This is a genomic window from Megamonas sp. (assembly GCF_986095205.1).
Map to the genome: position 1 here is coordinate 13,592 of NZ_CFQVBI010000012.1, position 16,664 is coordinate 30,255.

Sequence of the window (16,664 nt, forward strand, 5' to 3'; positions counted from 1 at the left end):
TATCATCATGCAATATATTATTGGTGTAGCTGGACTTGCCTTAGTTTTTGGTATGGCATTTATTGTCAGCAATGACCGCAAAAAAATAAAATATAAACCAATTCTCACCATGCTTGTTCTCCAATTCGTTCTAGGATTTTTACTTTTGAATACATCTGCTGGTAATGTCTTAATCAGTACAATCGCTAACGGATTTACAGCACTTTTAAATTGTGCTAGAGAAGGTATAAATTTCGTTTTTGGTAGATTGGCTAATCCTGATGATCCTATCTTCTTTATGAGTGTTTTAATGCCTATTACATTTATCTCTGCTTTAATCGGTATCTTACAACATTGGCATATATTGCCATTTATCATCAAATATATCGGTCTTGCTTTAAGCAAAGTAAATGGCATGGGCAAACTTGAATCCTATAATGCAGTAGCTTCCGCTATTTTAGGTCAATCAGAAGTATTTATCTCCGTAAAAAAATTACTCGGACCTTTGCCACCTAATCGTTTATATACTTTATGTGCTTCTGCAATGTCTACAGTTTCTATGTCCATCGTTGGAGCATATATGGTAATGATTGAACCAAAATATGTAGTTACAGCTCTCGTTTTAAATCTCTTTGGTGGATTTATAATCGCTTCTATTATAAATCCCTATGAAGTTAAACCTGAAGATGATATTCTAGTAGTAGCAGAAACTAAAAGACAATCTTTCTTTGAAATGCTCGGTGAATATATCTTAGACGGTTTTAAAGTCGGCGTTATTGTATGTGCTATGCTAATCGGTTTCGTTGGCATTATCACATTAATCAACAATGTATTTTTAGGAATTATTGGTATTTCTTTCCAAGAAATCCTAGGTTATTTATTCTCACCATTTGCCTTCTTCATGGGAATTCCAATGGCAGAATGTGTAGATGCTGCTAGCTTGATGGCTACTAAAATAGTCGCTAATGAATTTGTAGCTATGATGCAACTTTCCAGTGGTACAGTTATTCTCTCTGCAAAAAGCGTAGCTATTGTATCCATCTTCTTAGTATCCTTTGCTAATTTCTCCTCTATTGGTATTATTGCAGGTGCAGTTAAAGCCCTCAATGAAGAAAAAGGTAATGTAGTAGCTTGTTTCGGACTTAGATTGTTATATGGTGCAACATTAGTTAGCATTTTAAATGCTACAATTGTAGGCTTAATAATTTAAGGTTAGGTGATACTATGAACAACATTAAAAAATTTAAACGCATTCATGTTATAGTTATGGACTCTGTTGGCATTGGCGAAACTCCTGATGCTGATAAATTTGACGATATTGGTGCAAATACACTTTTGCATATTTCCACAGCTAAAAATGGTTTAAACGTACCAAATCTTGAAAGATTAGGTCTTTCTAATATATATAAACTCAAAGGCGTAAATACTGTTCATCCATCTCTTGGATATTATACAAAAATGCAAGAAGCTTCTTGCGGTAAAGATACAATGACAGGTCATTGGGAAATGATGGGACTTTATATTGATAAACCTTTCCAAATCTTCCCTGATGGTTTTCCTGATGATTTAATCGCTCAAATTGAAAAATTCTCCGGTAGAAAAATCGTTGGTAACTGCCCTGCAAGCGGTACAGAAATCATCAAACAATACGGAGAACATCAATTAAAAACTGGTGATTTAATCGTTTATACTTCAGCTGACTCTGTACTTCAAATTGCAGCTCATGAAGAAATCATACCGCTTGAAGAACTTTATCGCATTTGTCAATTCTGTAGAGATATCACTCGCGAAGGCAAATACCAATTAGGCAGAATTATTGCTCGTCCTTATGTTGGTACTTGCAAAGAAGATTTCACTCGTACATCTAATAGACATGATTATGCCTTAAAACCTTTTGGCAAAACTGTAATGAATAGCCTTCAAGAAGCAAACTTAGCTTCTATAGCTATCGGCAAAATAAGTGATATCTTTGATGGTGAAGGTGTTACAAAAGCAATCCGCACAGTTTCCAATATGGACGGTATGGATAAATTTATAAATATTTTAGATGAAGACTTCACAGGTCTCAGCTTCACAAATCTTGTAGATTTCGATGCTAAATTCGGTCATCGTCGTGACCCTATCGGTTATGGTGATGCACTTGAAGAATTTGATGCTAGATTAAATGAAGTTTTTACAAAAATGCATGATGAAGATTTACTCTTAATCACTGCTGACCATGGCAATGACCCAACATATAAAGGCACTGACCACACTCGCGAATATGTGCCATTATTAATCTATAGTAAACAATTAAAAAATTATGGTAGCCTTCCTATCAGAAAAACATTTGCTGATTTAGGTGCTACTATTGCGGATAACTTCTCTATTGAAATGCCACAATATGGGCAATCATTTTTAAACGACTTACAATAATTTGAGAAAAGGAACGGTGCTTATTTATGCGTATGGTAGATATTATTGAAAAAAAACGTGACGGACAAGAATTAACAACTGCTGAAATTAATTTCTTCATTGAAGGATATACAAAAGGTGAAATTCCTGATTATCAAGCAAGTGCTTTAGCTATGGCTATTTATTTCCAAGATATGAATGACCGTGAACGCGCTGATTTAACTCGTGCAATGGTAGAATCTGGCGATACTATCGACCTTTCTGCTATTGATGGCGTAAAAGTAGACAAACATTCCACTGGTGGTGTAGGCGATACTACTACACTCGTATTAGCTCCACTTGTTGCTTCCCTTGGTGTTCCTGTAGCTAAAATGTCTGGACGTGGCTTAGGTCATACTGGTGGTACAATCGATAAATTAGAATCTATCGCAGGCTTCCATGTAGAACTCACTCGTGAACAATTCATTGATTTAGTAAATAGAGATAAAGTGGCTGTTATCGGACAAAGCGGTAACTTAACTCCAGCAGATAAAAAATTATATGCACTTCGCGATGTAACTGGTACAGTAAATTCTATTCCACTTATCGCAAGCTCTATCATGAGTAAAAAAATCGCAGCTGGTGCTGACGCAATCGTTTTAGACGTAAAAACTGGCGATGGCGCTTTCATGAAAACTCAAGAAGATGCAGAAGAACTCGCTCATGCTATGGTACGCATCGGTAATCATGTAGGCAGAAAAACAATCGCTATCATCTCTGATATGTCTCAACCTTTAGGCTTTGCTATTGGTAATGCTTTAGAAGTAAAAGAAGCTATCGAAACACTTCAAGGCAAAGGTCCAAAAGATTTAACTGAACTTGTTTTAACTTTAGGTAGCCAAATGGTAATCCTTGCAGGTAAAGCAAAAACTAGTGAAGAAGCAAAAGAAATGCTTTTAGATGCAATTCACAGTGGAAAAGCTTTAGCTAAATTCAAAGAATTCTTAGCAAACCAAGGTGGAGATGCTTCTATCGTTGATGATTTAACAAAATTACCACAGGCAAAATATAAAATTGAATTACCAGCAAAACAATCTGGCTATATTTCCAGAATGGTAGCTGATGAAATCGGTGTCGCTTCCATGATTTTAGGTGCAGGACGTGCTACAAAAGAAGATGTAATCGATTTAGCAGTTGGTCTTGTACTTCATAAAAAAGTTGGCGATAAAGTAGAAGAAGGCGAATCTATTCTCACTATCTACAGCAATCGTGAAAATGTTGAAGACGTAAAACAAAAATTATACGACAATATCTTTATCGCAGATACAGCTACAGCTCCAACATTAATTCATACAGTTATCACTGAATAAATAACCCCTAAAAAAAGACTGCTATGGGCATATATCCCAATAGCAGTCTTTTTTATTAAATATTTCCAACTAATTCAATACTAGGTTTTAATGTTTTAGCACCTGGTTTCCATCTTGCAGGACAAACTTCACCACCATGTTTCGCTACGAATTGAGCAGCTTCTACACGGCGAAGCAATTCATCAGCATTTCTGCCAACACTTCCCATGATTACTTCATAAGCTACGATTTTACCTTCTGGATTTACAATAAAGCTACCTCGCTCTGCAATACCATCTTCTTCAATCATCACATCAAAAGCTCGTGCTAATAATCCTGTTGGATCAGCAAGCATTGGATATTTAATTTTCTTGATAGTATCAGATGCATCATGCCATGCTTTATGCACAAAATGAGTATCACAAGATACACTGTAAATTTCACAATCTATATTTTTAAAATCAACATATTTATCAGCTAAATCTTCAAGTTCAGTCGGACAAACAAAAGTAAAATCAGCAGGATAAAAGAAAAATACTGACCATTTCCCTAAAACATCAGCCTTTGTTATTTCACGAAATTCACCATCAACAAAAGCCTGAACCTTAAAATCAACGATTTCTTTATTAATTAATGACATCTTACTATCCTCCATTTAAATAATATTTTCTAATTGATAATAATTATTATTTTATGTTAATATAATATCATTTTACTCCCTATTAGTCAATAATAATTATCATTATCTTTTATAAAATAAAAAAAGAAATATTAATAATTAAATTAACTATTAATATCTCTAAGCAAAATATATTATTATTACTTATTATTTTAAACCAGTAATTACGCTAAATGTTTTTTCTTCATTAGGTTGTAACATAAGTAGACTACCAGCTTTTTTTGCTGCTAAAAATCCTTCTGGTCTACATGTTCCTGGAATTATGCAAGAAGATACTTGCTGTTCTGGTGTATACATAATCCAACGTGTACCATATTTAAAATCTTTAGTTGAAAACTGAGTTTTAAAACCATATCCTTCTGGAGAATTAATCTCTACTATAGCTTCATCTGTGTATTTATCAAGTCTATCGGCTAGAAATACCACTTCTGTATTATATAAATCAGGATTTTCCAATTTAGTCAAAGTTTTTCCTTCAACTTGTACTTTTTTTATTTCATCAGTATAAGCAAACCATTCTTTCGTAGGTTTTATATGACTAGGAATACTTTCACGCAATTTAAAAGCTTCATCTGGTATATTAGCTTTGAATTCACCTTTATCCACATAATGGTGATTTATATGACACATATATTGTAATGGCATTTCTACGCTTGTAAGATTTTTTACTTGCATGCTGATTTTTATATTTGTAGCATTTGCTTTCAAACTTACACTAGGTCTAGCTAAATATTTAAAACCAAAACCTTGGCAATATTCATATTCACCGCCAATAATAACTTCATCTTCACTAAATTCAAGCCATGTAATATCTAAATCAGCACAACAAAATTCACCATGCATTGGATGTGTATCTTCACTTGATGGACAACCATTAGCTAAAAGACCTGAATGAAAAGCAAAACAACCATAAGTATCTAAAATATTATTCACTTTTCTTGGTCTGGAAAACATATTTTTCATGGTTAAATCAATATCATCAAATTCAACTCGCCAAATCATCTGTCCCATATAAGGAAGAACAATTATTTTACCACGAGAATTTGTTACTTCTATCGCTTCTACGTCTGAACTATATTTAAATAAATTTGCTTTAAATTCATCATTTTCCATGATAGTTTTTGCATTTTCAGCAAAGAAACCACGCTGTAAATATATTTTTGTATTCATAAATTAACCCTCTTTATTTTCAAGTTTCATTTTGTAATAGAAATACCAACCTATATAAGCAAAACAGAAGAAATTAACAATAAAGGAAAATTGCATAGAACCTACCATATCGGATACAAAACCTTGTACTGCTGGCATAAAAGCACCACCAATGATAGACATTACAATTATTGCCCCTGCAGTTTCTGTATATTTTTTCTCTACAGATTTTAATGTTTCAGCATAAATAGTTGCCCAGCAAGGTCCAAGTAAAATACTGATAGCTACTGCTGCATAAATAGCTGTTAAATTTGGAATAAATGCTACATATAAAATTAAAATACAACCAATAATAGAATAAGCTAATAAAACTTTATTTACAGAGAACTTAGTCATCAAGAAATTAGCAATAAATTTACCAACGAAGAAACAAACAAAGCTAATTACCATGAAATCTGCTGCCATACGTTCATTAATATGAGGCATTAAATCTAAAGCTAAACGAATAGTAAATGACCAAACTGCAACTTGCATACCTACATATAAGAATTGAGCTACAATACCTTTTTTGAATAAGCTATTACCAGAAAGATATTTTAAAGTTTCGCCTAAGGTTACTTTTGGCGTATTCTGATTATTTGCTACTTCTTTTACTTTACATTTTGGATATTTAGTGATTAAAAATAGAATAAAAATAGCTACTAAAATACAAATCATAATTTTATAAGGCTCTAAAGTATGTTGTAACATCTGTAATCTGAATAAATGAATTTGATCTGGAGTCATTTGAGCCATCTGACTTGCTAAACTTTCACCTTCTTGGAAAACTAAATATTTACCAAGTAAGATACCAGATGCTGAACCAATTGGCTGGAATGTTTGGCTAATATTTAAGCGAAGTGTTGCATATTTACGAGGGCCAAGCATAGTACTATAAGTGTTAGAAGCTGTTTCCAAGAAACCAAGACCAATAGCAATGGAGAAAATAGCTACTAAAAACATAGTGTAAGTTGCCATCATAGAAGCTGGGAAAAATAAACTACAACCACCGATATAGAAAATTAAACCAATCATAATTGCTAATTTATATGTAGTTTTACGAATAACTACAGATGCTGGTATGGAAATTAAGAAATACCCACCATAAAAAGCACTTTGTACTAAAGCACTAGCAAAATCGCTCAAAGTAAAAACTGATTTAAATTGCGTAATCAAAATATCATTTAAACTAGCTGCCGCACCCCAAAGTGCAAATAAACAAGATAATAACACAAATTGGAATATTGGGGTCTTATTCAAATAACCATCATCATACTGAATTAATTTACTACTTTCTGTCATTTTTAACTCTCTTTCAAATTAATCATAAATCTAAAAAAACTTAACCCAAAAAATAAATTATAAATCTTCCTCCTAGCCATTTTTATTTTTTATTATGCCTAATCACTTTTAATAAAACGTTTTACTAAAAATTATAAAATAAAATATATATCTAAAAATATGATATATATTTTAATAAAACGTTTTACTAAAACTCAAACCAAAATTTACATTCATATAATAACATGTATATTTCAGTAAGTCAATATTTTCTAAAAATTTTTATTCTACATTAAATTATAACAAAGACCCCACATAAATAAAAATGTGAGGTCTTAATATTAAAATATAATATATGCTATCGCTAAGGATAATACTGTAGAAGCTGCCATAGATACTAATCCTGGGATTAAATAACTATGGTTAAAGCCGAAACGACCAATTTTAGTTGTACCTGTACGGTCAAAAGCAACACAACTAATTTGAGCACCACCTGGTATGATGAATACTGCACAAGTTGCTGGAATAAGACCAATTAATACTTCTGCTGGTAATCCTAAGGATACACCAATTGGCATTAAAGCTACGGCTGTTGCTGCTGGACTGTATAATACCATAGAAGTAACAAATAACATTGCACCAAAAAGCATAGGATATTGTATCAATGTTTGAGCAAATACATCTGTAATAAATTTTAAATGTGTAGCAAAAAATGTATCAGTCATCCAAGAAATACCTAAAATACCTACTGCTCCAATAAGACCAGATTTAAATACAGAACCAGAGTCTAATTTATCTCTAGGTACACGACAAACTACCATGATAATAGCACCAGTAGCAAGCATCATGATTTGTAATAAAGTTGGTACAGAAATAGGTTTTCCACCTGGGCCAATATTTGGCAATAAATCAGGGTGAGAAGTCATTCCCACAATAATAGCAATAGCTAATAAGAAAATAACTACAGATACTTTTGCTGATGTAGTAGCATTTTGTGTATCTCTTTCCAAAACATAATCTTCTTGGAATTGACCTGTAGCTACACGACGTTTAAATTCTGGATCATCGGCAAGTTCTGCTCCACGTTTGTACACGAATAAACAACCTACTAATACCCCAATCAAACATGCCGGCACTGTAACTGCAAGTAAACTAAGTGGAGTAACACCGATTGGTGCTGTAATTGCAATCATAGCCGCAGCAATCGCACTTGTAGGACTAGCACAAACTGCCATATTAGATGCAATAACTGACATAGACATAGCACGTTCTGGACGAACTTTTGCATTAATCGCAATTTCTGCAATAACTGGATATACAGAAAAAGCTACATAAGAAGTGCCACAAATAACTGTGAAAATATATGATACTAATGGACCTAAAAAAGTAATAGCACTAGGTTTTTTACGAAGAATTTTTTCGGCCATGGATATCATATAATCAAGACCGCCTGCACCTTGTAATAAAGATACACATGTAATAACAGTCATAATGATGAATACTACGCTTGTTGGCATTTCTCCTACTGGAAGACCAAAACCTAAAGTCAAAATAGCAAGACCAAAACCACCTGCTACACCAAGACCAATACCACTAAAGCGTCCACCGATAGCTAAACAGATAACAATAACTGCTAATTCTAACCAAAAACTAAAAATGAAAATCAACCCCTTTTTTATTTTTAGATGATATATATTAAAATACTTAATATATCAAATTATTAATCAATTAATCCTTTAATAATTCTTCTGCTGTATATTGATCTGTAACTAAAATATTTGCAAATTCACCTTTTAATGCTGCTTTTATTGCTGTTATTTTTCTTTGGCTGCCTGCTACTAATATACGTTTTTCTTTAGCCTTTAATTCTTCTAATTTTATTCCTACTGTACGTTCATCTAATTCTTTATCACAAATATTTCCTTGAGCATCAAAAAATCTTGAACAGATATCGCCTACTGCTCTATTTTGTATAATATCTCTATCTTTTTTATCAATATAACCCAATCTAAATAATAAAGCGTCATTTTTTACAGTACCTACTGTAAAGACAGCAATATTAGCCTGTCGTCCTAAATCTAAAATCTTTTTAATATGTTTATCTTTTTCAATTAATTCTTTTATCTGTACCGTATCAAACATTACTGGAAGTGGTAAATATCGTCCTACTGTAGAAAACGCTTCTGAGAATAATTCTACTACTTCGTAAGCATATGTATTGCTTTGTGAATGACTTATTCCACCTTTTAATTGTACAATCTGCACGCCTTTTAACGCTTTATGTTTTAAATTTAAAGCCATATTATAGATAGTAGTTCCCCAACATACACCAATAATATCGCCATCTTTGGCTATCTCATGTAAATAATCAGCTGCTTTTATGCTTATGGATTTTTTAATCTCATTTGTCGTATTTAAAGGCGCATAAGCAATCTTTACCACATCTAAATTATATTTCTCACATAAGGCTTCTTCTAAAGAACTATTATCTTCTATAGGGTCAGCTATATTTATCTGTACAAAACCTTTTTCTTTTGCATATTGCAACAATCTTGATACTGTAGGTCTTGATAGATTTAATTTATTGGCTATCTGTTGTTGGCTATAATCTGATTTATAATAAAGCTTGGCAACATCAATGCTAAGTCTATCCTTATTTTGTTCCATTAATTACACCCCCTTTATATTATATTAAACTGCAAAATTAGCATTTATATCTTAACATATAAAAAATAAAAGAAAAAGCCCACAACCAGAAAGATTGTGAGCTTTGTATTCTCTTTGATAATCGTATGTGATTAACGTTTGGAGAACTGAGATGCTTTACGAGCTTTTTTGAGACCGTATTTACGACGTTCTTTTTCACGTGGGTCACGTGTTAAGAATCCAGCTTTTTTAAGAGCAGGACGAAGTTCAGCATCGAGTTCTAATAAAGCACGGGAAATACCGTGACGAATAGCACCAGCCTGACCGGAAGGGCCACCACCCTGAACGTTAGCGATAACATCATATTTATCAGCTGTTTCAGTTAAGTTAAGAGGCTGTTTAACGATTAAATCTAAAGTTTTAATGCCGAAATATTCATCAATATGACGGCCATTGATTACAACGTTGCCTTCACCTGGAACCAGACGAACTCTAGCAACTGAAGTCTTTCTGCGGCCTGTGCCGTAGTAGGATACTGCCATTATATTGTTCCTCCTTCCAAGTATTATCTAATATTTAATTCCAAAACTTCTGGTTTCTGAGCAGCATGTGGATGTTCTGGGCCAGCATAAACATTAAGTTTTCTGTACATCTGTGCACCTAATTTATTTTTAGGAAGCATACCACGAACAGCCATTTCTACAACTTTCTCAGGCTGTGTTGCGAGCATTTTCTGAGGAGTTGTAAAAGTTGTGCCTCCTGGATATCCAGAATGACGGAAATAAGTTTTATCAGTTAATTTTTTACCGCTGAATACCACTTTATCAGCATTAACTACGATGACAAAATCACCAGTGTCAACATGTGGTGTGAATGTTGGTTTATGTTTACCGCGAAGTACTTTTGCAACTTCAGCAGCTAATCTACCTACTGTCTGGCCTTCTGCATCAACTACGTACCATTTACGTTCAACGTTAGCAGCGTTTGCCATGAATGTTGTTTTCACTTGTATATCCCTCCCTGTACAATTTTCAACTATTTAATATTGAATCTTTTTTCTCAATAGATGTCCTTTGCACGGTTCCGGGGCTAGTGGAAGCCGTCATCGAACGTCATACGAAGATATTTTAAAGTAAATGACTTCTAAAGTCAAGTATTTTCTTAAATAAATTTTACAATATTTTTATTGCAGTTTAATAAAAGTCTTACAACTTTGCACTTAAAGCTATATAATGTTCTAATTTTTTTATATAGCTTTGAGCCAATTTACTTAAATGATTATATTTATTATAAATATAGCCCACACAGATTTTTTCATCACTATCAAGTGGAATAGCAATTATATTTGTACCATTTAAATCTTCACTCAATACACCTGTAGATATAGTATAACCATTTAAGCCTATAGCTAAGTTAAATAAAGTCGCTCTATCACTGACATAAATATTTTTACGATGAGATATTGTTGAATGTATCTCTTCGGCAAAATAAAAAGAATTATAAATTCCCTGCTCAAAAGAAAGACATGGATATGGTTCTAAATCGGCAAAAGTTACAATATCTTTATTGGCCAATGGATGCTTTGCTGATAAAAATACATGTGGATTAGCCGTAAATAATTCTTTAAAACATAAATCATTTTCCTGGAGTATTTTGCGTATTACTTGTTCATTAAATTTACTCAAATACAATACACCAATCTCACTGCGCATATTTTTTACATCATCAATGATTTCATGTGTTTTCGTTTCTCTCAACGTAAAATCATATTCATCTTGAGCATATTCTTTAATTAAATTTACAAAAGCATTCACAGAAAAAGCATAATGTTGCGTAGATACAGCTAATAATCTCCGTGCTGGCTTATCTTTATGATAACGCTGTTCTAATAATTCAGTTTGCTCAATAATCTGTCTTGCATAACCTAAAAATTCCTGTCCACTAGAAGATAAAGTTACACCTTTATTAGTGCGAATGAAAATCTCAATACCCAACTCTTTCTCTAATTCTTTAACTGCATTCGATAAACTAGGTTGAGAAACAAATAATTTTTGAGCTGCTAAATTCATTGAACCACAATTTACAATTTCTATAATGTATTTTAATTGTTGTAAAGTCATATTCTTCCTTTACTCCTATTTTTTTAATTATTAACGCACTTTTGGCAAACTCAAATGATAGTAAATACCTATCATACGCAAGAAAAATACTACAAAAAAGGATATAGGTGATGCTAAATACCAATAATCATCGCCTATAATCGCTATAAGATAAAATACTATTCCTCCAATTATAGATGGCAATGCATATATTTCTTCTTGTAATACTGAAGGTATTCTTTGCGCTAATACATCACGAATAATACCGCCACCTACTGCTGTTATCAATCCCAATGTAATCGCAAATAATGGATATTCAGGATAAGCATTAAAGCCTATTGTAGTCCCTGTAACTGTAAATGAAGCTAACCCTAAAGTATCTGCTAATAAATACATTTTACGAAGTTTTCTTCTCGACATATATCGTAAAATTTGGTTGCGATAAATAAAAAAGATAATAAAAGTAATGACTGTTGTAAGCACTATATATAACGAAGTTTTAAAAGAATTTGGAGGAATGTTCCCCACCAAAACATCACGAATAATACCACCACCAATAGCTGTGCTTAAAGCCAATACCAATATACCAAAAATATCCATACGTCTTGATATTCCTACCAAGGCACCTGAAATAGCAAAAGCAATTGTTCCTGCAATCTCAAAAAAAGTCCATAAAAAAATCATAACTATCCACCTTTTATTTTAATAATCTCTTATTTTATTATATTCATCTAACACCATTTTCAATTTTTTAATATCATCTTTATCATTTAATTCGTGCATTTTTCTATGACAATTAGGACATAATGCTACTACATTATCTATCGTATCTGTTCCACCTTTAGATAACCATTTCAAATGATGAGCTTCTAAATATGGTTTATTATTTTTTGTATAAAAAGGTGCTTTTTCTCCACATAATTGACAAAACCCATCTGCTCTTAATTTCGCATATTCTGCTATATATGGGTCTCTAATATATGTAGTTGTTTTTATTGTTCTATACGATGTTTTAACATTATTTTTTTCTCTTACAATCTGTTCCAAATTATCTTTAGACAATTTTCTTATTTTTTTAATCTTATCCTGATAATAAACATTATACACATCACTATCTATCATTTCTTCACTATCAAGAATAATTAATGGAAACATCCATACTTTTCGTTCATTGTTATCTTCATCCAATTCTTTTTCTTGATAAGGCTCTTTACAAAGCTTTACAATACCACAATATATATATTCTTTTGCCTTAAATACTTCAAATAAATGTACTTCTATTCCATTACTATTAGACTCAGCTAAAGTTTTATTTTGTTGTTTATATAATTCCTGATCTCCCTTCATACCCATACCTGTATAATGTAATTCATTACCGTAATATTTATCATCATATAAACCCTTTGTATGATCTGAAATAATAACTAAAACATTATTTTTTAAACTTCTTCTCATTCCGCCAGAATTTGCCACACTAAATTCTTTCATTAATTTATCATTCGTCAAAACTTGTCCAATTTTTAATGATGTTTTAAAACTCATATTCTCACCTCAATTTATCCTCATAATACATTCAATCTTCTTCATAAAAATTTATTTTACTAAAAATTTTCTCTATTTCCAACTACTAAAAATTACTACTATTTTACCAATTTATTTAAATTATTATCTAAAAATATCATTCTAATATATAATATCTATATACATATTTTTATTCAAAGGAGGTTCTATTATGCCAATTTATCAATTAAAAATTCGTCAATTATTTCTTGCTTTACTTACTTTTTGCTTTATTTTTATACCAAATTCTGCATGGGCTATACAAAAAGATATCGTCATCTTATACACTAATGATGTTCACTGTGGTATCGAAGATAATCTAGGATATACTAAATTAGCTCAATACAAAGAAGATTTACAACAAGATACACCATATATTGCTTTAGTTGACGCAGGTGATGCCATTCAAGGGGCTCCTATCGGCAAATTATCCACTGGCGAAGCTATCACCAATATCATGAATGAAATAGGCTATGACTTTGCTATTCCTGGCAACCATGAATTTGATTATGGTATGGATAGATTTCTCGCTTTAAACGACAAATTATCTTGCGGTTATTATAGTTCTAATTTAGTAAATACAATTACAGGAAAAAATTTATTGCCAGCTTATAAAATTTTCCAATTCGATGATAAAAAAATAGCTTTAATAGGTGTTACAACGCCTGAAACACTCAATTCTTCTACACCTGCTTATTTTCAGGACGATAAGGGAAATTTTATTTATTCCTTTAATGAAGACGCTACTGGCAAAAAATTATACACTAATATCCAAAATACTGTAGATACAGTGAAAAAACTTGGCGTAGATTATGTCTTTTTAGTAGCTCATCTAGGCATGAATGGTATCACACCTCGCTGGAGTAGCCTTGCTGTAGCTCAAAATACACAAGGTATTGACGCTATCATTGATGGTCATTCTCATGAAGTCATTCCTAGTTTTATAGCTAAAAATAAACAAGGAAAAAATGTTCTCATCACTCAAACAGGCACTAAACTTCAAAATATTGGTAAATTGACCATCACACCACAAGGTAAAATCTCCACTGAATTAATCAATGATTTAACAAAAACCAATCAAAAAACTACCGACTTAATCAATGAAGAAAAGAATAAATATGCACCTTTGCTCAATCAAATAATCGGAACAAATACAGTAAAACTCACCACTAACGCTCCTAATACTAATACACGCTTAGTCAGAAATAGCGAAACAAATCTCGGTGATTTTGTAACTGATGCTTATAGAATAGTTTTAAATACTGATGTAGCAATCTGCAATGGTGGAGCAATCCGCAATGAATTACCTATAGGCGATTTTTCCTATAATGATATTTTAACAACGTTTCCATTTGGCAATATGTGTGTAGTCCTAGAAATCACAGGACAACAACTATTAGACGCTTTAGAAATGGGAGCTATCCGCTATCCTGAAGAATTTGGTGGATTTATGCAAATCTCTGGTGCTACTTATACGATTAATAGTAAAATCCCATCGTCTGTAATAACTGATGAAAAAGGTAATTTCATAAAAGTAGATGGCGCTTATCGTGTTCAAGACGTAAAAATAAATGGTAAGGATTTAGATTTAAATAAAAAATATACTATTGGTGGAACTTCTTATATCTTGAAATTCGCTGGCAATGGTATGACAATGTTCAAAGACAGCCCTATACTTCAAAATGAAGAACTATCCGAAACAGATGTAATTATCGAATACATTCAAAATTATCTTAATGCCACTATCGGCAATGAATATGCCAACCCATATGGTCAAAATCGTATAACAATCATCAAATAAAAAAAGCAGGTATTATTTACCTGCTTTTACATTTCATTATACGCTTTTTCTATTAAACTTTTAGCCTTTTCAAAACTTTGTTCATCTTTAATAATTATTTCTAAATCACCAGTTCCATAATGCCCTATATTTCTCATATCTCTAGTAAATCCTTCTTCTAATTTAATCTTATCAGGATTTAATTTTAAATAAATGGCAACATATTTATTATAAAGTTCAATACATGCCATATTTTGAACTTTTTTATATGCCAAATAATATTTTAATTGGTTAGACTCTATATCATCACCTAGAGATTCTATATAATTACAAATAGAATCATATAATATATTTATTTTTTCTGGAACAGTTTTTAATTTTTCTACATGAGTTTTATAATTATTATTTTTCCTACTAATCAAATCTTTTTGATGAACAATATTTTCTACTTTTGGTGAATTTAAATGCTCAAATAAAATCAAATCATTACTATATTTCTTATACTTTACTAATTTTATATTTTTTTGCATTTGATTAATAGCATGTATATCATATCGTGTAAAATTACTCGCAATACAAATAACACATGGTGCAGACCAATCAATATTTTTTACATATTCATAACCATATTTTTCAGCAACTAACATATGAAAAGCATCTTTATGGTCTAAAAGCCAATCTAAATAAAACAATCCTTGATTTATAATATTTTCATTACTACTACGCTTATACTCTACAATTACAGGACAATTATTTTCATCAATTCCTATGCTATCCATTCTTCCATTAGTTATAACATATTCGCTTTTTAAAAATCGAACACCAAAGAATTTTTCCATATTATCTTCTATTAAATTTTGCAATTCTTTTTCTAATAAAACTTCTGACGGTATTAATTGTTTTACATCATTCTTTATACTAAATAACTTTATTTCTGACATTATACTCACCTACAAAATATTATCAAATCATCTCTAATTATACCAATATTTATTAATATAAAAAATTAAATCATTTATGAAAAAAACCCATATGTATATTAAATAAACCATTATAAAAGGCTTGACTTAATAATTTTATCAACTATTAAATCAAGCCTTTTTCTTAATATATTAATTTCAAAATTAATGTTGAACTATTCCATAATCTTTATAGCCGAACCAATTGTTATTTTCATCCCAGAAGAAATGATATTCTTGTGCTTTTGGATGTTTAGATATTATGCTATATGCTAAAATAAGTTCTCCATTTTCTACATATATATATCCTTCAGCATATTTTCCTAAAGGATTATAATAATTTATTGGATTTACATATAGTTGCCATGCTTGTTTTTGTTCATCATAGCCCATTAGAAGTGACAAATCTGAATCACCCATACTATTTATACTTCCCGATATAATATAAGCATATTTTCCTGTTTCTGTATCATATACTTGCTTTACTCTTACATATTTTACATTTGGTATTTTGGCAGCATAAATAGGTTCTCCATCTTTACCTGCAATTAAATATCTTTCATTATCTTTTGTTAAGAATGCAATTTGAATGGTTTTATTATTTTCTGAAAAACTAAATTCTATGCCATTGCCTTCTACTTTTCCATATTTATCTGCGGAAACAGAAAATGAACTTGCATATGTTACTCCGACAAAGGCTAACATTAAGCCACAAACTAATAAACAAATACGCATAAATTTCATGATTATGCCTCCCTTATAATTTATAAT

Annotated in this window: 16 protein-coding genes; 4 read left to right on the forward strand and 12 right to left on the reverse strand. The window is 31.4% G+C overall.

What is annotated here, in order from left to right:
* Positions 1-7: 7 nt before the first annotated feature.
* From AC5LAX_RS01830 to AC5LAX_RS01840, 3 genes are read left to right on the forward strand one after another with little or no spacing between them, the layout of a single operon-like run.
* Positions 8-1,189, forward strand: a complete 1,182-nt coding sequence (locus tag AC5LAX_RS01830; protein WP_288908842.1) for a NupC/NupG family nucleoside CNT transporter — start codon at positions 8-10, stop codon at positions 1,187-1,189.
* 14 nt (positions 1,190-1,203) lie between these two features.
* Entirely contained in the window at positions 1,204-2,394 is a 1,191-nt protein-coding gene (gene deoB, locus AC5LAX_RS01835; protein ID WP_288908841.1) for a phosphopentomutase, read from the forward strand.
* Positions 2,395-2,420: 26 nt separating this feature from the next.
* Positions 2,421-3,722, forward strand: a complete 1,302-nt coding sequence (locus AC5LAX_RS01840) for a pyrimidine-nucleoside phosphorylase (protein ID WP_117463415.1) — start codon at positions 2,421-2,423, stop codon at positions 3,720-3,722.
* A gap of 55 nt (positions 3,723-3,777) precedes the next feature.
* Here the strand turns inward: AC5LAX_RS01840 and ahpC are convergent, their stop codons facing one another.
* The 10 genes from ahpC to AC5LAX_RS01890 all read right to left on the reverse strand — a co-directional run bounded on the left by ahpC (position 3,778) and on the right by AC5LAX_RS01890 (position 13,136).
* The gene (ahpC, locus tag AC5LAX_RS01845) at positions 3,778-4,341 is read right to left on the reverse strand and encodes an alkyl hydroperoxide reductase subunit C (RefSeq protein ID WP_288908840.1); all 564 of its coding nucleotides are present in this window, start codon (positions 4,339-4,341) and stop codon (positions 3,778-3,780) included.
* 186 nt (positions 4,342-4,527) lie between these two features.
* Complete coding sequence (locus AC5LAX_RS01850; RefSeq protein ID WP_288908839.1) at positions 4,528-5,550, reverse strand: aldose 1-epimerase family protein; 1,023 nt, start codon at positions 5,548-5,550, stop codon at positions 4,528-4,530.
* 3 nt (positions 5,551-5,553) lie between these two features.
* Complete coding sequence (gene fucP / locus AC5LAX_RS01855; protein WP_117463422.1) at positions 5,554-6,870, reverse strand: L-fucose:H+ symporter permease; 1,317 nt, start codon at positions 6,868-6,870, stop codon at positions 5,554-5,556.
* Between the two features lie 320 nt (positions 6,871-7,190).
* Positions 7,191-8,516, reverse strand: coding sequence for an anaerobic C4-dicarboxylate transporter family protein (locus AC5LAX_RS01860; RefSeq protein WP_008538695.1), 1,326 nt, complete (start codon positions 8,514-8,516; stop codon positions 7,191-7,193).
* Positions 8,517-8,577: 61 nt separating this feature from the next.
* Positions 8,578-9,516: a DNA-binding transcriptional repressor DeoR gene (deoR, locus tag AC5LAX_RS01865; RefSeq protein WP_008538696.1), complete on the reverse strand. Its 939-nt coding sequence runs from the start codon at positions 9,514-9,516 to the stop codon at positions 8,578-8,580.
* A 131-nt stretch (positions 9,517-9,647) separates the two neighbouring features.
* Positions 9,648-10,040 (reverse strand): 30S ribosomal protein S9, encoded by a 393-nt coding sequence (gene rpsI, locus AC5LAX_RS01870; RefSeq protein ID WP_091695066.1) that lies wholly within the window; start codon positions 10,038-10,040, stop codon positions 9,648-9,650.
* A gap of 20 nt (positions 10,041-10,060) precedes the next feature.
* Positions 10,061-10,501 (reverse strand): 50S ribosomal protein L13, encoded by a 441-nt coding sequence (rplM, locus tag AC5LAX_RS01875; protein WP_019000111.1) that lies wholly within the window; start codon positions 10,499-10,501, stop codon positions 10,061-10,063.
* Between the two features lie 199 nt (positions 10,502-10,700).
* Positions 10,701-11,615, reverse strand: coding sequence for a LysR family transcriptional regulator (locus tag AC5LAX_RS01880; protein ID WP_015562814.1), 915 nt, complete (start codon positions 11,613-11,615; stop codon positions 10,701-10,703).
* Positions 11,616-11,645: 30 nt separating this feature from the next.
* The gene (locus AC5LAX_RS01885) at positions 11,646-12,278 is read right to left on the reverse strand and encodes a trimeric intracellular cation channel family protein (RefSeq protein WP_008538700.1); all 633 of its coding nucleotides are present in this window, start codon (positions 12,276-12,278) and stop codon (positions 11,646-11,648) included.
* An 18-nt stretch (positions 12,279-12,296) separates the two neighbouring features.
* On the reverse strand, positions 12,297-13,136 hold the full coding sequence (locus AC5LAX_RS01890) for an HNH endonuclease (protein WP_288908838.1): 840 nt from the start codon (positions 13,134-13,136) through the stop codon (positions 12,297-12,299).
* A gap of 190 nt (positions 13,137-13,326) precedes the next feature.
* Here AC5LAX_RS01890 and AC5LAX_RS01895 point away from each other — a divergent pair, with 190 nt between their 5' ends.
* Positions 13,327-14,955 (forward strand): bifunctional metallophosphatase/5'-nucleotidase, encoded by a 1,629-nt coding sequence (locus AC5LAX_RS01895; RefSeq protein ID WP_288908836.1) that lies wholly within the window; start codon positions 13,327-13,329, stop codon positions 14,953-14,955.
* A 26-nt stretch (positions 14,956-14,981) separates the two neighbouring features.
* Here the strand turns inward: AC5LAX_RS01895 and AC5LAX_RS01900 are convergent, their stop codons facing one another.
* Both AC5LAX_RS01900 and AC5LAX_RS01905 read right to left on the reverse strand, forming a co-directional pair.
* Positions 14,982-15,875, reverse strand: coding sequence for a DUF5655 domain-containing protein (locus tag AC5LAX_RS01900; RefSeq protein WP_278402344.1), 894 nt, complete (start codon positions 15,873-15,875; stop codon positions 14,982-14,984).
* Positions 15,876-16,058: 183 nt separating this feature from the next.
* A complete protein-coding gene (locus tag AC5LAX_RS01905; RefSeq protein ID WP_204921367.1) occupies positions 16,059-16,637 on the reverse strand; it encodes a hypothetical protein in 579 nt (192 codons plus the stop codon).
* Between the last annotated feature and the right edge of the window lie 27 nt (positions 16,638-16,664).

Coding starts and splice junctions, on each gene's coding strand:
- AC5LAX_RS01850 (WP_288908839.1), bottom strand. CDS start 5,550: ATGAATACAAAAATATATTTACAGCGTGGTTTCTTTGCTGAAAATGCA.
- deoB (WP_288908841.1), top strand. CDS start 1,204: ATGAACAACATTAAAAAATTTAAACGCATTCATGTTATAGTTATGGAC.
- AC5LAX_RS01900 (WP_278402344.1), bottom strand. CDS start 15,875: ATGTCAGAAATAAAGTTATTTAGTATAAAGAATGATGTAAAACAATTA.
- AC5LAX_RS01890 (WP_288908838.1), bottom strand. CDS start 13,136: ATGAGTTTTAAAACATCATTAAAAATTGGACAAGTTTTGACGAATGAT.
- AC5LAX_RS01905 (WP_204921367.1), bottom strand. CDS start 16,637: ATGAAATTTATGCGTATTTGTTTATTAGTTTGTGGCTTAATGTTAGCC.
- AC5LAX_RS01885 (WP_008538700.1), bottom strand. CDS start 12,278: ATGATTTTTTTATGGACTTTTTTTGAGATTGCAGGAACAATTGCTTTT.
- ahpC (WP_288908840.1), bottom strand. CDS start 4,341: ATGTCATTAATTAATAAAGAAATCGTTGATTTTAAGGTTCAGGCTTTT.
- fucP (WP_117463422.1), bottom strand. CDS start 6,870: ATGACAGAAAGTAGTAAATTAATTCAGTATGATGATGGTTATTTGAAT.
- deoR (WP_008538696.1), bottom strand. CDS start 9,516: ATGGAACAAAATAAGGATAGACTTAGCATTGATGTTGCCAAGCTTTAT.
- AC5LAX_RS01880 (WP_015562814.1), bottom strand. CDS start 11,615: ATGACTTTACAACAATTAAAATACATTATAGAAATTGTAAATTGTGGT.
- AC5LAX_RS01830 (WP_288908842.1), top strand. CDS start 8: ATGCAATATATTATTGGTGTAGCTGGACTTGCCTTAGTTTTTGGTATG.
- AC5LAX_RS01840 (WP_117463415.1), top strand. CDS start 2,421: ATGCGTATGGTAGATATTATTGAAAAAAAACGTGACGGACAAGAATTA.
- AC5LAX_RS01895 (WP_288908836.1), top strand. CDS start 13,327: ATGCCAATTTATCAATTAAAAATTCGTCAATTATTTCTTGCTTTACTT.